This is a genomic window from Paenibacillus sp. OV219 (genome assembly GCF_900110075.1).
GTDB lineage: Bacteria > Bacillota > Bacilli > Paenibacillales > Paenibacillaceae > Paenibacillus_Z.
The window spans coordinates 55,954-74,910 of the sequence record NZ_FOCJ01000008.1 but is presented as its reverse complement, the minus strand read 5'-3'; the positions used below and the strand labels follow the sequence as shown (position 1 = coordinate 74,910).

The window sequence follows — 18,957 nt, the reverse complement described above, 5'->3', positions numbered from 1 at the left end:
CCTCCCTCTTCGGCTAAAGACAGAGAGCTGCTTCACTATGGGTGCTTATTACATCGTATTTTCGCCGGAGCCAATTCATGATAGAGTGAGGATAAAGCTGCTTGTTTTGACATTTCGAGGGATGGAGCTGTTCGCTGCATGAGCTATAGCAATGAGATTGATTTCGAGGCGCGGGACATAGATTTAGCCGAAGTGTTCCGTGAGGCATGTCGTGCGGTAAAATCAGGCGCAGTCGAGCGTTTGGCGGAGCTGCTATGGGGGTTTCCCGCGCTTGCAGAGGCGCGCTCCATGCAGGGGCGTACGCTGCTGCATCATCTCTGCGACTGGCCCGGCCATTATCCACGCCAGCTTGAGATTGGACAAGCTTTGCTTGCGGCAGGCGCAGATGTGAATGCGCGCGCAATTGATCTAGATCGCGGCGAGACCGGCCTGCAGTGGGCTGCCAGCAACGATGACGTGCAAATGGCTGCGCTGCTGCTGGATGCAGGCGCATCCGTTAATGGATTGAACGACGACCGCCGGCCGCTGGCTCAGGCGATCTGGTATGGCTGCACGCAGGTGCGGGATCTGCTGCTTGCTCGAGGCGCAGCGCTTGATCTTGAGCTAGCTGCCGCTGTGGGGCGGACTGAGCTGCTGCCGGGCTTCTTCGGTGAAGACGGCCAGCTGCTTAATAGCGCCGGCGTACACCGGGAGCCGGTCAATACGCCGATTACCGGCGAGCCTGTAGCGAATGAGCTGCTGCAGCAGGCGCTCATTTACGCCTGTATCGGCGGCAGAGTGGGGGCCGCTGCTTTCATGCTTGACCGCGGCGCGGACGTGAACGCGATCCCGCGCGGCTTCGACGAAACCGGCGGAGCTGCGCTCCACTGGGCAGCAGCGTCGGGCAACGTCGCACTGGTGGAGCTCCTGCATAGCCGCGGCGCCGACCTCGGCAAGCGTGACCGCCGGTACAACTCTACTCCGGCGGGCTGGGCGAACCATTTCAAGCAGGCGGAGACGGAAGCGCGGCTGTTGCGTCTCGACAGCGAAGCTTAGGTTAATAGGGGAAAGAGAGGTAGCGACTGGGCACCTCTCTTTGTGGTAGCTCGTGCTATGCAACTGTTCTTCGCCAATGGAGGGTCTCAATACCCTTCTTGATCGCCAAACCTCCCGTTCTCCGCCAATTTGGTGTCCACATCCCCCCTTAGGTCTAACCCCCACACTTCGCCAGAACATACGAATGTAGCTGGACTGGTGGACTTCTTCGACGTTTTTGAGTAACTTTCAGTGAATGTAGCTGGTCTGCTGGACCTCTTCGGTGTTTTTGAGTAACTTTCAGTGAATGTAACTGGTCTGGTGGACCTCTTCGATGGTTTTGAGTAACTTTCAGTGAATGTAGCTGGTCTGCTGGACCTCTTCGGCGTTTTTGAGTAACTTTCAGTGAATGTAGCTGGTCTGGTGGACCTCTTCGATGGTTTTGAGTAACTTTCAGTGAATGTAGCTTGTCTGCTGGACCTCTTCGGCGTTTTTGAGTAACTTTCAGTGAATGCAGCTGGTCTGGTGGACCTCTTCGATGGTTTTGAGTAACTTTCAGTGAATGTAGCTTGTCTGCTGGACTTCTTCGGCGTTTTTGAGTAACTTTCAGTGAATGTAGCTGGTCTGGTGGACCTCTTCGATGGTTTTGAGTAAATTTCAGCGAATGTAGCTGGTCTGGTGGACCTCTTCGGCGTTTTTGAGTAACTATTGGAGAATGAAGCTGGTCTGCTGGACCTCTTTCACGGCAAGCTGCGAACCGAGGCAAAGTGACTAGTTAGTTTAACAACTAAAGTGAAAGTTTCGGAGTAACGAGGTAAGCAGCTGCTCCAAACACACTCCCTTCACTAACTAAGCACAAATAAAAGACCTCCTGAATCTGCATTCAGGAGGTCCTTATAAAAGATGCTGATCTTCTAACGGAACATACAACGCTTATTGGCGTCGAAATGACCACAAAAAAAGTCTAACCGGGGTTTACCGGGGTTTGCCGCCGAGGTGCCCCGAAGGTTACCGGGTTCCCCCAAGCTCAACTGGCTCACCGCCACCTCACCTCAAAACTTACAAAACAGCCTTCTTCCAATCCGCCGCAAACTTCTCCATACCTTGCTCCGTCAACGGGTGCTTAGATATTTGCTCGATGACCGAGAACGGAATCGTCGCAATATGCGCGCCAGCCATCGCTACGCGAGTGACGTGGTCAGGGTGGCGAACGGATGCTGCGATGATTTGAGCATCCAGGTTGTGAATGCGGAACAACTCTGCTACTTTTGCTACCAGCTGAACGCCATCTTCCGAAATGTCGTCAAGTCGTCCAAGGAACGGTGAGACGTAAGTCGCACCGGCGCGAGCCGCGAGCAACGCTTGGTTCACGGTGAAGATGAGCGTGACATTCGTTTTGACGCCTTTTTTGCTCAGGTAACGACAAGCCTCAAGACCGGCAAGCGTCATCGGCACCTTAATCGTGATGTTCTTATCGTAGTCGTTGATCTTGATCAGCTCATTCGCTTGTGCGATCATCTCTTCCGCCGTCAGTGCGTCAGGCGTTACTTCAGCCGACACCGATTCAACCTCAGGCACTTCCTGCAAAATCTCCGCGATCCGATCCTCAAACTTTACGCCTTCCTTTGCAACCAGGGACGGATTCGTCGTTACGCCGGAGAGCACCCCGACTCTATAAGCCTTCTTAATATCTTCCAAATTCGCAGTATCTATAAAAAATTTCATCGCAATTCTTGCCTCCATTACGATTATATTTTTAACCTAGCAATTCTTTTGCCAATCGAACCACATTGTCTACCGAGAAGCCGAAGTACTCCAAAACTTCCCCGCTTGGACCGGAAGCGCCGAATGTATCAACCGACAGAACAGTGCCGCTTGGTCCTACATAGCGATCCCAACCGAGCGAAATGCCCGCTTCAATCGCAACACGCTTCGTCACAGCTGCAGGAAGCACCGATTCTTTATAGCTCGCAGCCTGACGCTCGAACAGCTCACGGCTCGGCATCGCAACGACGCGTACAGAGACGCCCGACTTCTCTAGCTCAGCCTTCGCATTTACCGCCAGCGATACTTCAGAGCCTGTTCCGATCAGGATTACATCTGGTTGATCGTTTGTTTCCGTCAGCACGTATGCGCCTTTGGACAAGCTGTCGATGTTCCCGCTCGTCGCTTCATATATAGGCAGGTTCTGTCTGCTCAGTACAAGAGCGACTGGTCCTTCTTGCTGCTGCAGTGAATATGCCCATGCGCTTGCCGTTTCATTCGCATCCGTTGGACGGAAAACCGTCAGGCCTGGGATCGTCCGCAGTGCTGCAAGATGCTCAACCGGCTCATGCGTCGGACCGTCTTCGCCAACCGCGATGGAGTCATGTGTGAACACATACGTGACCGGAAGCTTCTGCAAAGCTGCCAGACGAATCGACGGACGCAAGTAATCGCTGAATACGAAGAACGTGCTGACAAAAGGCTTCACGCCGCCGTGCAGCGCCATACCGTTACCTGCCGCTCCCATCGCATGCTCACGAACGCCGAAGTAAATATTACGTCCTGCATAAGATTCCACTGCAAACTTCTTCTCGCCGTTAATATCTGTCATCGTCGAGTGCGACAGATCCGCGCTTCCGCCGAAGATCGAAGGCACGAGCTTCACATAATGGTTAATCGCATTGCCGCTTGCAACACGAGTTGAGACCGTCTTCGATGGGTCAAATGTCAGGATATCCGCTGCGTTGATCGTAACCGATCCATCAATGACCGCTGCAAGCTCCTTACCCAGCGACGGATGCTGAGCTGTATATTCCGACACCAAGCTATTCCATGCCGCTTCCTTCGCCGCGCCTTGCTCCTTCAGCCCACTGAAATGCGAGCGCACTTCAGCTGGAACCGCGAACTCTTCTTCATACTTCCAGCCGTATACCGCTTTTGTCGCGACAGCTTCTTCTTTGCCAAGTGGATTACCGTGCACCTTGTGCGTACCTGCATTTTTACTGCCGTAGCCGATAACGGTACGAACTTCAATCAATGTCGGCTGCGAATCATGCTGCTTCGCTGCTGCAATCGCTGCGCCAATCTGTTCAATGTCGTTGCCGTCTTCAACACGCAGGTACTGCCAATTCGCGGACGCTGCGCGGTTCTGCATCTGCTCGCCGAACGAGAGGCTCAAGTCGCCATCAAGCGAAATATCATTCGAATCATACAGCACGACCAGCTTGCCGAGCTTCATATGGCCCGCCATCGACATCGCTTCGTAGGAGATTCCCTCCATCAAGCAGCCGTCTCCGACCAGAGCAAAAGTATAATGATCAACAACTGGGAAACCCTCTTGGTTGTACTTCGAAGCAAGATGCGCTTCTGCCATCGCCATGCCGACTGCATTCGCAACACCTTGACCGAGCGGTCCAGTTGTCGCATCTACACCGTCTGTATGTCCGAACTCGGGATGACCCGGCGTCTTGCTGTTCAGCTTGCGGAACTGCTTCAGATCTTCAATGCTGACTTGATAGCCAGTCAGATGCAGCAGGCTGTATAGCAAAGCCGAGCCGTGGCCCGCGGATAGAACGAAACGGTCGCGGTTGAACCATTTGGCATGCGCCGGATTGTGGCTAAGATGATTGGCGAAGAGCGTGTACGCCATTGGCGCAGCTCCCATCGGCAATCCCGGATGTCCTGAATTCGCGCTGTTAATCGCGTCGATGGACAATGTCCGGATCGTATCAATCGCTAATTGATCAATCGTTTGTGTTGTAGGCATAATTTGTTCCTTCTCCTTCTTTGACCTCATTTATTTGTTCTTGCTCATGCTCCAATTCTTTATCTAACCACCAGCGGTGACCATCTCTGGCGAGTAACTCCTCAGATGCGCGCGGTCCATAAGATCCCGCTTGATAGGGAAGCAGCGGAATGCGGTTTGCCTGATAAGCATCGAGGATCGGCTGTACCCATTGCCAGGACAGCTCCACCTCATCCCAATGCGCGAAGAACGTCGGATCACCGAGCATCGCATCGTGAATCAAATTCTCATAGGCTTCCGGCACGTCTTGCGAGCTCGTATGGAATTCGATATTCATCGGTTCAAAAGCATCCTTTTCCCGCGAGTCCTTCATATTCAGTTGCAGTGTGATGCCTTCTTGGGGACCAATATCAATGACCAGCAAATTCGGCTCCAGCTGCTCCGACTGCTGTGTTCCTTGCTGCTTCAGCGGTTCCTTGAATTCGACTACGATACGCGTGGATTTCTCCTGCATTCTTTTGCCGGTACGAATATAGAACGGAACGCCACGCCAGAAATAATCATCAATCTCAAGCTTTGCTGCAATGAACGTATCGTTCATCGACGATTCCGGGATTCCCTGCTCGGATGTATAACCGCTAACCGGCTTGCCTTGCATGTTTCCCGCAGCATATTGACCGCGAACGATTGAGGATTGGATGTTGTCGCTCTGCAGCGGCACCAACGCCTCCATCACTTGTTTCTTCCGCAACCGCACAACCTCAGAGGTGCCGTTACTTGGAATATGAATTGCCAGCATCATGAGAAGCTGCAGCATATGGTTCTGGAACATATCTCTGACTGCGCCAGAATGATCGTAATAGCCCGCGCGCTCTTCAACGCCGACCGTCTCATTCGCGGTAATTTGCACATTCGCAATGTGGCGGTTCGTCCAAAGTGCCTGAATGACAGGGTTCGAGCGCTGCAAATATTCTAATTTCTGAACCATTGGCTTACCCAAATAATGATCGATGCGGAAAATCTCCTGCTCGGCAAAAGCACCGCTCAGCTTCTCATTCAGCTCTCTCGCCGATTGCAGATCGTGACCGAACGGCTTCTCAATGATCAGACGCTTCCAGCCGTCAGCACCGCCAAGCCCGCTGGACTGGATATTCGCTGCGATTGGCTCGAAAAACTCCGGTCCGACGGACAGGTAGAACATCCGATTCGGCACCGCTCCGAGTGCTGCCTCCCGCTCCTCAACAAGGCGAAGCAGCTTCACGTAATCTTCCTCATGGCCGATGTTAAGCACGCTGTAGCGGAACGCGTTCGAGAAGTTTTTCACCACTGCCTCGTCGCCTGGTTCTCGTCTGGAGAACGTCCGTAGCGATTGCTCTACATTCGCCTGGAACGTTTCATTCGTGAGCTCTCTTCTGCCAAGCCCGAATACGGAAAAAGACGACGGCAGCTTGCCGTCGATATATAGGTTGTAGAGTGCCGGGTAGATTTTGCGTTTGGCTAAATCTCCTGTGGCACCGAACAGAATAAGCGTCATTGACTCCATAAGTAATCGTTCTCCTTCCTTGCCATGCAGCACTGTCAGGGCGGCTTGCTTTTGCTGATCGCCTGGCCGCTCGTTGCCGCTAGCTTCTCTTCGTTAATTCCACTATAATACGATTAACACATATACATGTAATTAATATATTTCACAGGAGCTATAGACCATGTCTATGAACATAAACTACGAGCTGTACAAAGTATTCTACTGGGCAGCGAAGACGGGAAGCCTCACGCAAGCAGCCAAAGCGTTATACATTACGCAGCCAAGCGTTAGCCACGCGATTAAGCAGCTGGAGGACAGCTTCGGCATCGCGTTATTTTACCGCAATCCCAAAGGTGTGACGCTGACGCAAGAAGGAGCTGTTCTATATTCTTATATCGAACAATCGCAAATTCTCATTTCACTCGCAGAAGAGAAAATGGCCGCGCTCAAAAATCTCGACAGCGGCGAGCTGCGAATCGGCGGAAGCGACTCCCTCTTCAAGCATTATATCCTCCCGTACTTAGAAGATTATCATCGGAAGTACCCTGGTGTTCGGCTTCACCTGAACCATGGGACGACTCCGGAGGTTATTTCATTCCTGAAAGAAGGACGTATTGATCTCGGGGTCGTGCGAATGCCGATTACGGATCCGCAGCTTGAGGTGCGGGAGAGCTTGCAGCTGCAGGACTGTTTCGTTGCTGGACCGCATTATGCAGAGCTGAGGAATGTATCGCTGTCGCTAGAGAAGCTGCAGCAGTATCCGGTTATTCTGTTCTCACGCAACAGCCGGGCGCGGATGGCGATATCGGAGCTGTTCCAGAGCTACGGACATACGATAAAGCCAGAGATAGAAGTCGGCAGCGTCGATCTGCTCATCGAACTGGCGCGTAAAGGACTCGGCATCTCCTATGTGACAAGGGAGTTCGTGTCCAAAGAGCTTGAGGACGGATCGCTGTTCGAAATTAAGCTCGACGTGCAGCTGCCGCCTTCACAGGTCGGGATCATGACGATGCGCAGCATGCCGGTGTCTAGTGCAGCAGTGAGGTTTATGGAGATGATTGGGTAATGTAATTCGCTAGTGGGCGTGGTAGCCTGCTAGCTTTTTTTTTGGCATTCGGAGCTTGTCCAAGCAAAACTTACAAATCCATATTAAGTTATTACAGTAGATTCTATAGTTCCTCGGGTAAAAGCATTTCTGGATACAAGATACAATTAATCATGAAGAGGAGGACCACTGATAAAGTGTTTTGTAAGCGCTTAATTATTATAAGAAAATTATTTAGGGGGAATATGTTACATGAGCAGAACTCTAAAAAAAGTCATCTCGTTCTTACTCGCAGCTGCTTTACTCATCCCTTCAAGCTTGTTCGCGCAGGTCGCGAAGGCTGCAGATACGACGGTCACGGTTTATCATGAAACTTTTGCAGACGGTAAAGGCTTGTCTGTACAATCCGGCGGAGCCAACCTGTCGGCAGTCGATAAATCCTTCGACGGCAATTCCGACGGTAAAGCTTTGTATGTCGCCAATAGAGCGAACAACTGGGATGGAGCCGACTTCGAATTTAGCAAAATCGGTTTGGAAAACGGCAAGACCTATACGGTTACAGTCACGGGTTATGTGGACTCAGATGTACAAATACCTTCGGGGGCAAAAGCAGGCCTTAAAACCGCAGAGAACTATACAGATCTCTTCTTTACAAGCTTCGCGGCTGGTCATGCTTTCACGTTGACGAAGGAGTATACGGTTGACACAAGCGGCGGCAACACTAGATTGCGTGTATCCTCCAACGGCGAAGGTGCTCCGGTTCCGTTCTACATTGGAGATATTCTGATCACCGAACAGGCGACCTCAGGCGGCGGCGAAGATCCAGGTCCAGTTGTAGAACCAACTCGGGACCCTGCTATTCCTTTCACACCTATAACCTTTGAGAACCAAGCAGCAAGCGGTTTTGTAGGTCGAGCAGGCACGGAAACGCTGACGGTTACCAATGCAGATAATCATACCGAAGGCGGCTCTTACGCGTTGAAAGTGGAAGGCAGAACAGATTCTTGGCACGGTCCGACTCTGCGTGTGGAGAAAAACGTAGACAAGGGCTATGAGTATCAAGTAACGGCGTGGGTCAAGCTGATCTCTCCTGCAAGCTCGCAGCTCCAGCTGTCTACGCAGGTCGGCAGCGGAAGCAGCGCCAACTATGTGACCCTCTCGGCGAAAACCATTAATGCAACCGACGGATGGGTTCAGTTCCAAGGGACCTATCGTTACAACAATGTGAGCAGCGAATATTTGACTATCTATGTAGAAAGCTCCAGTAACAAAACAGCCTCTTACTATATCGACGATATTAACTTTGTGAAATCCGGCTCTGGCCCGATTACCATTCAGAATGACCTGACTCCAATAAAAGATGCTTATCAAAGCGACTTCCTCATCGGCAACGCGATATCTGCTGAGGATTTGGATGGCGTTCGACTGGAACTTCTGAAGAAGCATTTTAACATCGCTACAGCTGGCAACGCCATGAAGCCTGACGCATTGCAGCCTACGAAGGGCACCTTTACTTTCGCGGCGGCTGATGCTCTCGTTACTAAAGTGGTTGATGCTGGCTTGCAAATGCATGGACACGTACTGGTCTGGCATCAGCAGACGCCTACTTGGATGAATACTTCTGGCGGCAGCCCTCTCAGCCGGGAAGAAGCGCTCGTTAACTTGAAAACTCATATCGAGACGGTTATGACGCATTTTGCAGACAAGGTCATCTCTTGGGATGTCGTTAATGAAGCGATGAACGATAACCCGTCGAACCCGGCAGATTGGAAAGCTTCGCTTCGTCAGACGCCTTGGTATAATGCCATTGGCTCCGACTACATTGAACAAGCGTTCTTAGCGGCAAGAGAAGTGCTGGACGCCCATCCGGATTGGAATATTAAGCTCTATTACAACGATTACAATGAGGATAACCAGAATAAAGCACAGGCCATTTACAACATGGTCAAAGAATTGAATGACAATTATGCCGAGACGCACCCTGGTAAACTTCTTATCGACGGCGTAGGCATGCAGGCACACTATAATGTAAACACGAATCCGGAAAATGTTGAGCTGTCCCTGGAGAAGTTTATTTCCCTAGGTGTCACGGTCAGCGTTACCGAGATGGACATTCAGGCGGGAAGCAACTATCAGCTGGCCGATTCTGTTGCTAATGCTCAAGGTTATTTGTACGCACAGCTGATGAATATTTTCAAAGATCACGCAGCCGATATTGAACGTGTGACTTTCTGGGGAATGGATGATAACACGAGCTGGCGGGCTTCTACCAATCCGCTATTGTTTGACAAGGATTTGCAAGCCAAACCAGCATACTATGGCGTTATAGACCCAGATACTTTCATCTCAGCACATGAGCCTGTAGTGAAGGAAGCAAAGGAAGCATCTGCTCATTACGCTACACCAGTCATTGATGGCACGGTTGATTCCGTTTGGAGTGAGACGACTGCGCTCCCGATTAACCAATACCAGATGGCATGGCAAGGAGCAACAGGAGTAGCCAAAGCACTCTGGGATGATCAGAACCTGTACATTTTGGTTCAAGTTAACGACGCTCAGCTCGACAAAACGAGCGAAAACAAGTACGAACAGGATTCCGTCGAAATTTTCTTGGATCAAAACAATGGCAAGACATCCTCCTATCAGGATGACGACGGACAATACCGGATTAACTTTGATAACCAAGCATCCTTTAATCCGGATAGCATCGCGACGGGCTTCGAATCCGCGACTGATGTTTCCGGTACGAACTACACGATTGAAGTGAAGATTCCGCTCAGTGCGATCACACCTGCCGACAAGACGAAGCTAGGTTTTGACGTACAGATCAATGACGCGAAAGACGGCAGCCGTCAAAGTGTTGCGGCATGGAACGATACAACGGGTACCGGATATATGGACACTTCCGTTTACGGTGTGCTGAACCTTACGAAAGAAACGGATTCGGGTGACGGATCGGGTGACGGAGATAATGGATCGGGTTCGGGGTCGGGTAGCGGTTCGGGATCCGGGTCAGGGTCGGGTAGCGGTTCGGGATCAGGCTCGGGATCAGGGTCGGGATCAGGCTCGGGATCAGGGTCAGGTAGCGGATCTACTTCCTCGACAGGAAGCATGAATAACGAAGACGGCGTTGTTACAATTAAGCCTACCGTCAAGAGTGAGGCAGGACGAGTAACAAGCGTAGTTTCCGACGATAGTTTGAAAAAGGCAATCGAGCAGGCTGTACCAGCAGCAAACGGCAAGAAACAAATTGTAATCGATGTGCCTGCGCAAGCAAATGCGACATCTTACGAAGTGCAATTGCCTTCGCAGAGCCTGAAAGGTCAAGAATCCTTTGAGCTTTCATTGAAAACGGACACAGCGACTATTCAAATTCCGAGCAACATGTTGTCTAATGTGACAGGAAATACGGATCAAGTAAGCTTCCGCGTAGCTAAAGCTGATGTGGAAAAGTTGGATTCAACTACTCGCGAGCAGATCGGAAACCGTCCTGTTATCGATCTGAGTATCGCAGCAGGCGACCAAGTAATTGCATGGAACAACCCGGATGCACCGGTAACGATCTCAGTTCCATACACACCAACAGCGGAAGAGCTCGGCAATCCGGATTCACTCGTTGTTTGGTACATTGCTGGCGATGGCAGCGTAACTGCGATACCGAATGGCCGATATGATGCAGTAACTGGAACGATCGTGTTCCAAACGACCCATTTTAGTACTTATGCGGTAGCCTCTGTGGTGAAATCCTTCGGTGACCTGGCGAGCGTACCTTGGGCGATGCAAGCGATTGAAGCGATGGCAGCACGCGATGTTATCAAAGGAACGTCTGCAGACAGCTTCTCTCCCGCAGCTTCCATTAAACGTGCAGACTTCATCGCGCTGCTTATAAGAGCACTTGAATTGAAAGGTACGGGCAAAGATGGGACGGCATTCAGCGATGTCTCGCAGAGCGCTTATTACTTCAAAGAGCTGAGCATTGCGAAGGAGCTCGGAATTGCCACCGGTTTTGGAGACAATACATTTAAGCCTGACAGCACAATCACCCGTCAAGATATGATGGTGCTTGCAGCACGCGCACTGGCGGCAGCAGGCAAGAAGGTCGCGGCAAGTGGAAGCCTGGACGCTTACTCTGACGCATCGAGCGTATCTGCTTATGCCAAAGACAGCGCAGCAGCTTTGGTGAAAGCAGGAATCGTTATCGGCAATAGTGGCAAGCTCTCGCCGAACGATTCGCTCACCCGTGCCGAAGCGGCGGTCATGCTGTACCGCATGTGGAAGCTATAAATCCTAGAGTAAACACAAAGAACCAACCGCATGCGGTTGGTTCTTTGTGTTCTGGAGTTCGCGAGAGAGCGTATATGAGCTCTCAGCGCGAAAACCAGCCGATTGTTGCTCTGAGAGTGCGGAATACGTACTCTCAGATAAAGTAACTGCCTATGTCGGCGGCTTGGCTGAGCTGAGAGAGCCTAATACGTACTCTCAGCGCGAAAATCAGACGATTATTGCTCTGAGCGTGCGGGATACGTACTCTCAGATAAAGAAACTGTTGATATCGACGGCATGATTGAGCTGAGAGTGCGGAATACGTACTCTCAGCATGAAAATTGGCCGATTGCTGCTCCGAGCGTGCTGAATCAGTACTCTCAGATAAAGAAACTGTTGATATCGACAACTTGGCGGAGCTGAGAGAGCTTAATACGTACTCTCAGCATGAAAATCGGCCGATTGTTGCTCCGAGCGTGCGGAATACGCACTCTCAGATAAAGAAACTGCCGATATCGGCAACTTGGCGGAGCTGAGAGAGCCTAATACGTACTCTCAGCATGAAAATCGGCCGATTGTTGCTCCGAGCGTGCAGATTCAGCACTCTCAGATAAGGAAGCTGCCAATATCGGCGGCGTGAGGCGCTACTTTCTCGTGATGAGAGCACATGGTGTGTTCTCTCAGCCAATTTCCGGCGCGTTTTGGTTGCTGAGAGCACATATGTGTTCACTCAGCTACAGATTGTTGGTTAGTTTGTTGGGCGGCGGCGGGAAGAGCACATATGCGTTCTCTCAGCCAACTTCCGGTGCGTTTTGGTTGCTGAGAGCACATATGTGTTCACTCAGCTACAGATTGTTGGTTAGTTTGTTGGGCGGCGGCGGGAAGAGCACATATGTGTTCTCTCAGCCAACTTTCGGCGCGTTTTGAAACTGAGAATCGATAAATACGACTCTCAACCGTAAAAACTCACGATTTCAAACACGAGAGTACGAATATCCGACTCTCAGCAACAGCTTCCTCCTGATTACTGCACGAGAGTCGGAATATCCGACTCTCAACACAAAAAACTGTCTAGCAAGCCACACCTTGTGACTTGCTAGACAGTCTTTCACTACAAAACAGTAAACAACGAATCCACCGGCATATAATGCACCGGCACATCCGGGAATCTAACGCTGAGCCGGTCGGCAAGCAGCTTCATGCCCGGCTGCTCGCTCTCGAGATGGCCCAGCACTAGCAGCGCCTTCTTCCTGCCCCCATAGTACGCATCGCGCACGTACTCTGGTGTCTCCCACTCCTGCCCTTCGCCATACACGATGGCATCGAGCTGGTGTCGCTCGAATAGTGGAATAGCCACCTCGCCGCCTCCGCGAAATCCGACTAGAACGCCGACCCGCCGGCAGGTCATCGTCAAGTCGCCGGCAGCACGTACGAGTCTGATGCCGAGCTTGCGTTTCAACTCTTCTGCTAGCTCGCCTACGGTACAAGTCGGTAGCTCGACGACTGAAGCTGCCCGCTCGTGCTCTTGCACATAAGCGTCCCAGCCCAGCTCCGCCAAGAGCCCTTCCATAATGCCGTCGACCTTCTGCCGATGCAAGCCATCGTGATAGCAGTAGACCGCCAAACGATGCTCGGCTATTGTGCGCAGCTTGGCCTCGTAAACAGGGTCCTTGACCTCGATCAGCTTCGCATACGACTGATGATGATGGCTATAGAACAGCCCTTCATGCGAAATAATCAAGTTCAAGCCGTTCTGTTGCGCCTGCTCCAACACTTGCTGCGATGCCGTGAACGCAACTGCGATGCCTGTCACGATCTCCTCAGGCTCTCCGAAGCACAAGGCGTCAGTGCCCACAGGACCACCCAACGCATCGATTACATCCCGAATGCGTACAATTGCCGTCATCGTTGCCCTCCGCAATCCAGTCCAACTTCAATGCGAATGACTAGATATCCAAACGTCCCGCCGTATTCCATTTTACACACCGGCATAAGCCATAAACCCGCCGTCGACAGGCACCGTAATGCCGGTGACAAACCCGGACACCGCGTCATCCGCGAGCCATACGAGCGTTCCGAGCAAATCGTTCGGCTGGCCGAAGCGGCGCATCGGCGTATGCGTGATGATTTTGTTAGAACGCTCGGTTAAAGCGCCGTCCTCACGGATGAGCAGCTTCCGGTTCTGCTCGGTCAAAAAGAAGCCCGGCGCGATCGCATTCACGCGAATGCCCGCTTCCGCCATATGCACCGCGAGCCACTGTGTGAAGTTGTCAATCGCCGCCTTCGCAGCGCTGTAAGCTGGCACCTTCGTCATCGGACTCGGAGCGCTCATCGATGAAATATTAATAACTGACGCGCCTTCCTTGCCCAGCATCTGCTTGGCGAACACTTGCGTCGGCAGCAGCGTGCCACGGAAGTTCAAATCAAACACGTAGCCGAAGCCAGCCTGCGTCAGGTCAAAAAACGTCCGAATGTCTGGCTGGCCGAGGTCCTCTGGCTTGAACGTCTCATTCGTCGTTGTCCCCTCCGCGTGGTTGCCGCCGGCACCATTAATCAATAGATGGCAATCGCCAAGCTCCTCTTTCACCCTTGCAGCCGCAGCCTCTACACTTGCAGCGTCTAAGACGTCGCACACAACAGCAATCGCCGTGCCGCCCGCAGCGCGAATTGCTTCCGCAACTGCACGCCCCTTCTCCTCCGTGCGGTTTAGAATCGCCACCTTCATTCCTTGGCATCCGAGCTCGACAGCCATCGCAGAGCAGAGCACGCCGCTCCCTCCGGTAACGACAGCAACCTTACCCCGCAAGTTGTCATGAACTGGAATATTTTTCAACCCTGCCACTGAACCTGTCATCCCCGTCATACCCCACTCCCGCTCCTTTCACCTGCACGCATTGAATCCCAGACACCCCACAGATACATAATGCCGAGCGCCCGGTCATACAACCCGTAGCCTGGACGGCACTGCTCATCCCAAATATGTCGTCCATGATCCGGACGCGCATAGCCGGTGAAGCCACTCTCGTAGTAGGCACGCACGATGCCCGCGATGTTAACCGTACCATCCTCCGTGCGATGCGATGTCTCGATGAAATCGCCATTGTCGTACACGCGAACATTGCGAATATGCGCGAATGGGATACGCCCTTTAAACTCATGCACCATCGCGACGATGTCATTGTCCGGGTTCGCACCGAGCGAGCCGCTGCACAGTGTCACACCGTTGTACGGACTGTCCACCAAGGAAAGCAGCCTGCGGATGCTCGCCTGCCCCGTCATGATGCGCGGCAGCCCAAAGATCGGCCACGGCGGATCGTCCGGATGAATCGCCATCCGTATGTCATGCTGCTCCGCGACGGGAATGATCTGCTCGAGAAAATATTGCAGATTCCCCCACAAGTCCTCCTCCGAGACAGACTTGTACTTCTCGAATAGTGGAGCCAGCTGCCCCAGCCGCTCCGGCTCCCAGCCAGGCATCGTCACATCGACATCATTCGCAATCCGGTTCACAAGCTCAACCGGATCCATCTGATCGACCTTCGCTTTCTCATAGAACAACGCCGTAGAGCCGTCCGCCATCTCCTTGAACAAGTCCGTACGAACCCAGTCGAACACGGGCATGAAATTGTAGCAGATCGTCTTAACCCCGACAGTCGCCAGCTTCGCAATCGTCCGCTTATAGTTCTCGATATATACATCACGCGAAGGTAAGCCAAGCTTAATGTCCTCGTGCACGTTTACACTCTCGACGACCTCTAGATGCAGGCCGTAACGATCAGCATCTTCCTTGTACGCCTGAATCTTATCCATCGGCCACTCTTCACCAGCCGGCATGTCGTGCAGCGCCCAGACGATACCTTCCACGCCCGGAATTTGCTTGATCTGCCTCAAAGTTACCGTATCATTGCCCGTTCCATACCAGCGAAACACCATACGCATATCATTTCCCCACCTTTCTGCCCGATCCCGAGCTTAATAGATAACGCGGCCCTGCTCGTCAGCAATACCGGATTTTCTGTAAAAGTACGTGTTAATCATATCGCGCCACTCGCACGCATGCTCCGCCTGATGAGCTAAACGTTCGCGCACGTGCTCGAATCGCCCGCTATCCACTCTAGAAGCGAGTAAATCCCACTTCTCGAGCAGCTCGGCTGCCTGCTCCGCGCCACTGAAATGTGTATCATAAATATGCTGAATGATCGTTTTGCCACTATGCAATACGTGCAAATAAGGGACATGGTGGAAGAACAGCAGCATCTCATCCAGGCACTCATCCAGCGACTCATAGCGTTCCGCAACCGGCGCATGATATTGACCTGCGTAGCCTGTGCCCGAAAGCACCGTACGGTCAACGCCCATACCTTGGCGGTCAGCGTAATGGTAGGTCCCCCACTTGGAATATTCATAGCCGTCAACGTTCGGTCCATAGTGATGATTCGGATTCACCATCCAGCCTACCCCAAGCGGCGCTGTGTACGATTCGTAGATGTTGTATGAGCCAAGCAGCATATCCAGCACGACGCGCTCCAATTCCTCATCCAGTCCAAAAGTCATCCGAATCCACTCCGAAGCGATCTGCTCCGCGCTCAAATCCGGATTCCACGCAAGCCGTGCATAGCCGTACCAATTCGCCTGCGCCAGCACATGACCACACCAGTTCAGGTCATCGCCAACGTTCGAGACAGCCGCGATGCCGCCGCGCGCACGACCAAACAATCTGCCACTGGCGATCTCCGCCACAGTAGATTTCTCTCCGCATGCATACGTGTCAAAGTCATACACTTCTTTCCACTGCGGAATCAGGTAGCAGACATGCCGCTGCTGCCCAGTGTACTCCTGAGCGATTTGCAGCTCTAGCAATTGATTCGTCTTCGTCAAGCCGCCGAACAACGGCGACACTGGCTCGCGAACTTGGAAGTCCATCGGTCCATTCTTGATCTGCAGCATCACATTGTCCCGGAACTCACCGTCCAGCGGAATGAAATGATCATACGCCGCGCGGGCACGGTCCGTCTTCCGATCGCGCCAATCCTGTAAGCAGTTGTAGACGAAGCAGCGCCAGATGACCGCTCCACCAAACGGTGCAATCGCATCTGCCAGCATATTAGCGCCATCCGCATGATTCCGGCCATACGTGAACGGACCTGGGCGGAACTCCGAATCCGCCTTCACGACAAAACCGCCGAAATCCGGGATGTACCTATATATCTTCGCAGCCGCATCCTTCCACCATGCAGCAATAACTGGATCAAGCGGATCCGCTGTATCCAGCCCGCCAATCTCAATCGTACTCGCATAGTTCACACTCAAATAAAGGCGAATTCCATACTCGCGGAAGATCCCAGCAACCTCGGCGACATCCGGCAGAAACTCGTCGGTAATGAGCTTCGACTCCTGCCTGTGCACATTGACGTTATTGATCGAGATCGCATTGATCGCCGCAGAAGCAAGCAAGCGGGCATAATCCCGAATGCGGCTCTTATCTTCTATGAATCTTCCATCTTTGTAGAAAATACTCCCGCCTGCATAGCCGCGCTCAACCGATCCGTCCATATTGTCCCAATGGTTGATCATGCGCAGCCCGTTCCGCGCTACTTCCCGAATCTGCTGGCCCGCAAGCGTCCCGCCCGTTTGCAGCAGACGAATGAAATGGAAGACAGCATACAGTACGCCTTTATCCGACGACGCCGTCAAATAGATACTCCCGTCCCCGTCCTCTTCCGAAGCATGAATGATGTAGCCTTCATCGCCTAGCTCAGCAAAATCATAAGTATGCGCCAACTGCTCAAACACCGGGGAACTGCCATACACGCCTGCAACAATCGTTCCTCCCAAACTCCCACTCTCGACCGCGCTCTCGCGCACATCGCTGCCAAGCAGCGAAGTAAGCGCAAGACACAGCTCCTTGCTCGCGGTGCGCAGCACCGATATTTCACCTCTACCTCCGCCTCTGGTTTCTCCTCCGGTTTCGCCTTCGCCTTTGCCTTCCCCTTCGCCTTGCCCTTCTCCACCGATCACCACATACCGCGAGCAGCGCTCCAAGTAGCTCTCACGCACCGAGTCATCCGCGATCCGCTTATAGCCTAACCAGCAATCATAGCCACTATCTATCAAAGTCGTCCGATTCATCATCCACCACTCCCATTCTATCTCTACCTATCATGCCGAAATGAAAAGAGCCTCCGCTAATAGGAGACCCTCGCCACAAACACTTAAGCGCTTATTGCACCGGATGCCAAATCCGATAGCGCCCGCTCAGAGCCAATAATGCGAATAAATAAAGACAATTGTCATAGTACCTGCGCTCACCGTCACGTACTGGTGTACGCCAGAACAACGCCACGGAGGAGCGTGCGTGCGGACCCTCCGGCGAAGCCAGCGATGCTGTCGCATTCGTCGCGATAAGACCGACTGGATGTAGCGATTTCTCCTCGAAAGGCTCACCCGCGATTGTATACCGCCGGTAATCCTCGGGGTTCTTATCCGAGAAGAAGGCTTGAATCAGATCCGCTTCCTGGCGAATCCACTCGGTCGCGCCGAACCAGGATGCCTCAAGTCCAATGTTGGCGGCTACCCGGTACGAATCGCTGAAGAAATGCCCGTAGCCGCGTTCATCATTCGGCGTGCCGTCATAATGCGCATACTCCGGGGATAGCCCCGTCGTAGGATGGCATGCGATCTTCAGATAGCTGCGGCTAGCAATCGCCGCTTCCCGCCAGAATGGACGATCCGCAACATTCGCCCAGAGAGCGAACAGCTCATAGAAATGCGGCAAATGATACGAAGGATCGCTGTATTCGCAATTGGGTACAAACTTGATTAGTTTATTGTCCGGGTTCCACATCGGATACCCTACGCCATCTTCGCCATTATGGATACAGTCATGCAGCAGCTGGCGCGCCTTTACACTGTAATCAAGCGGCGCTTCCCCGTCGCCCCATCGGTGCGACGCGAACAGCAGCGCAAGTGCGTAATATTCCTCGCCATCCGGCGCAGGACCATTCGAACGCTTCATCCCATCCGTGTTGCAGGACCAAGCGAAATACCCTTTATTCGGGCCTGTCGTCATATACATATACTGATAGCTCCAGCGCCACAGCCGGTCGAATACATCCTTCTTACCGAGCTGCACCGCCATCATCATGCCGTAGGACATGCCCTCTGTACGAACATCGAGGTTGCCCGTGTCCAGCATATAGCCCATATCGTCTCCAGCCGGGTAATAGATGCGTGTCGCCTCATGCTCCCCGAACAGCAGCTCCCACGTCTCTTCGACCTTGCGGTCGATTGCGGACTCTTCATAGCCGTAGTCGAGCAGAAGATTGCGATAGTTCGCGTTCATTCGCCCTTATCGCCTCCTTGTAAGCGCTTTTAATAGACCTA

The 18,957-nt window shown here is 52.6% G+C and carries 11 protein-coding genes; 3 read left to right on the top strand and 8 right to left on the bottom strand.

Translation table 11 applies throughout. The features are described 5' to 3' along the window. The first annotated feature begins 138 nt into the window (after positions 1–138). Positions 139–1,035: an ankyrin repeat domain-containing protein gene (locus BMY11_RS19800; RefSeq protein ID WP_090580130.1), complete on the top strand. Its 897-nt coding sequence runs from the start codon at positions 139–141 to the stop codon at positions 1,033–1,035. A 1,038-nt stretch (positions 1,036–2,073) separates the two neighbouring features. Here BMY11_RS19800 and fsa read toward each other — a convergent pair. From fsa to zwf, 3 genes are read right to left on the bottom strand one after another with little or no spacing between them, the layout of a single operon-like run. Further along, positions 2,074–2,739, bottom strand: coding sequence for a fructose-6-phosphate aldolase (fsa, locus tag BMY11_RS19795; RefSeq protein WP_090580127.1), 666 nt, complete (start codon positions 2,737–2,739; stop codon positions 2,074–2,076). Positions 2,740–2,770: 31 nt separating this feature from the next. After that, complete coding sequence (gene tkt, locus BMY11_RS19790) at positions 2,771–4,765, bottom strand: transketolase (RefSeq protein ID WP_090580124.1); 1,995 nt, start codon at positions 4,763–4,765, stop codon at positions 2,771–2,773. Further along, on the bottom strand, positions 4,743–6,287 hold the full coding sequence (gene zwf, locus BMY11_RS19785) for a glucose-6-phosphate dehydrogenase (protein ID WP_090580121.1): 1,545 nt from the start codon (positions 6,285–6,287) through the stop codon (positions 4,743–4,745). Before zwf ends, tkt begins: the two co-directional genes overlap by 23 nt. Positions 6,288–6,453: 166 nt before the next feature. On the opposite strand from zwf, the gene BMY11_RS19780 reads away from it, so the two are divergent. Further along, positions 6,454–7,332 carry a LysR family transcriptional regulator gene (locus tag BMY11_RS19780; protein WP_090580658.1) on the top strand — a complete coding sequence of 293 codons (879 nt, stop codon included), beginning with the start codon at positions 6,454–6,456 and terminating at the stop codon, positions 7,330–7,332. Positions 7,333–7,563: 231 nt separating this feature from the next. Beyond that, complete coding sequence (locus BMY11_RS19775; protein ID WP_090580118.1) at positions 7,564–11,595, top strand: glycoside hydrolase family 10 protein; 4,032 nt, start codon at positions 7,564–7,566, stop codon at positions 11,593–11,595. Between the two features lie 1,090 nt (positions 11,596–12,685). Here BMY11_RS19775 and BMY11_RS19770 read toward each other — a convergent pair. The 5 genes from BMY11_RS19770 to BMY11_RS19750 all read right to left on the bottom strand — a co-directional run bounded on the left by BMY11_RS19770 (position 12,686) and on the right by BMY11_RS19750 (position 18,916). After that, positions 12,686–13,480 carry a Nif3-like dinuclear metal center hexameric protein gene (locus BMY11_RS19770; RefSeq protein WP_090580115.1) on the bottom strand — a complete coding sequence of 265 codons (795 nt, stop codon included), beginning with the start codon at positions 13,478–13,480 and terminating at the stop codon, positions 12,686–12,688. A 72-nt stretch (positions 13,481–13,552) separates the two neighbouring features. Then, positions 13,553–14,428: an SDR family oxidoreductase gene (locus BMY11_RS19765; protein ID WP_090580655.1), complete on the bottom strand. Its 876-nt coding sequence runs from the start codon at positions 14,426–14,428 to the stop codon at positions 13,553–13,555. Positions 14,429–14,433: 5 nt separating this feature from the next. Further along, positions 14,434–15,513 carry a mannonate dehydratase gene (uxuA, locus tag BMY11_RS19760; RefSeq protein WP_090580112.1) on the bottom strand — a complete coding sequence of 360 codons (1,080 nt, stop codon included), beginning with the start codon at positions 15,511–15,513 and terminating at the stop codon, positions 14,434–14,436. A 33-nt stretch (positions 15,514–15,546) separates the two neighbouring features. After that, the gene (locus tag BMY11_RS19755) at positions 15,547–17,706 is read right to left on the bottom strand and encodes an alpha-glucuronidase family glycosyl hydrolase (protein WP_090580109.1); all 2,160 of its coding nucleotides are present in this window, start codon (positions 17,704–17,706) and stop codon (positions 15,547–15,549) included. An 88-nt stretch (positions 17,707–17,794) separates the two neighbouring features. Further along, a complete protein-coding gene (locus BMY11_RS19750) occupies positions 17,795–18,916 on the bottom strand; it encodes a family 8 glycosyl hydrolase (protein WP_090580107.1) in 1,122 nt (373 codons plus the stop codon). Between the last annotated feature and the right edge of the window lie 41 nt (positions 18,917–18,957).

Coding starts and splice junctions, on each gene's coding strand:
- BMY11_RS19765 (WP_090580655.1), bottom strand. CDS start 14,428: ATGACAGGTTCAGTGGCAGGGTTGAAAAATATTCCAGTTCATGACAAC.
- BMY11_RS19780 (WP_090580658.1), top strand. CDS start 6,454: ATGAACATAAACTACGAGCTGTACAAAGTATTCTACTGGGCAGCGAAG.
- uxuA (WP_090580112.1), bottom strand. CDS start 15,513: ATGCGTATGGTGTTTCGCTGGTATGGAACGGGCAATGATACGGTAACT.
- zwf (WP_090580121.1), bottom strand. CDS start 6,287: ATGGAGTCAATGACGCTTATTCTGTTCGGTGCCACAGGAGATTTAGCC.
- BMY11_RS19755 (WP_090580109.1), bottom strand. CDS start 17,706: ATGATGAATCGGACGACTTTGATAGATAGTGGCTATGATTGCTGGTTA.
- BMY11_RS19770 (WP_090580115.1), bottom strand. CDS start 13,480: ATGACGGCAATTGTACGCATTCGGGATGTAATCGATGCGTTGGGTGGT.
- tkt (WP_090580124.1), bottom strand. CDS start 4,765: ATGCCTACAACACAAACGATTGATCAATTAGCGATTGATACGATCCGG.
- BMY11_RS19800 (WP_090580130.1), top strand. CDS start 139: ATGAGCTATAGCAATGAGATTGATTTCGAGGCGCGGGACATAGATTTA.
- BMY11_RS19775 (WP_090580118.1), top strand. CDS start 7,564: ATGAGCAGAACTCTAAAAAAAGTCATCTCGTTCTTACTCGCAGCTGCT.
- fsa (WP_090580127.1), bottom strand. CDS start 2,739: ATGAAATTTTTTATAGATACTGCGAATTTGGAAGATATTAAGAAGGCT.
- BMY11_RS19750 (WP_090580107.1), bottom strand. CDS start 18,916: ATGAACGCGAACTATCGCAATCTTCTGCTCGACTACGGCTATGAAGAG.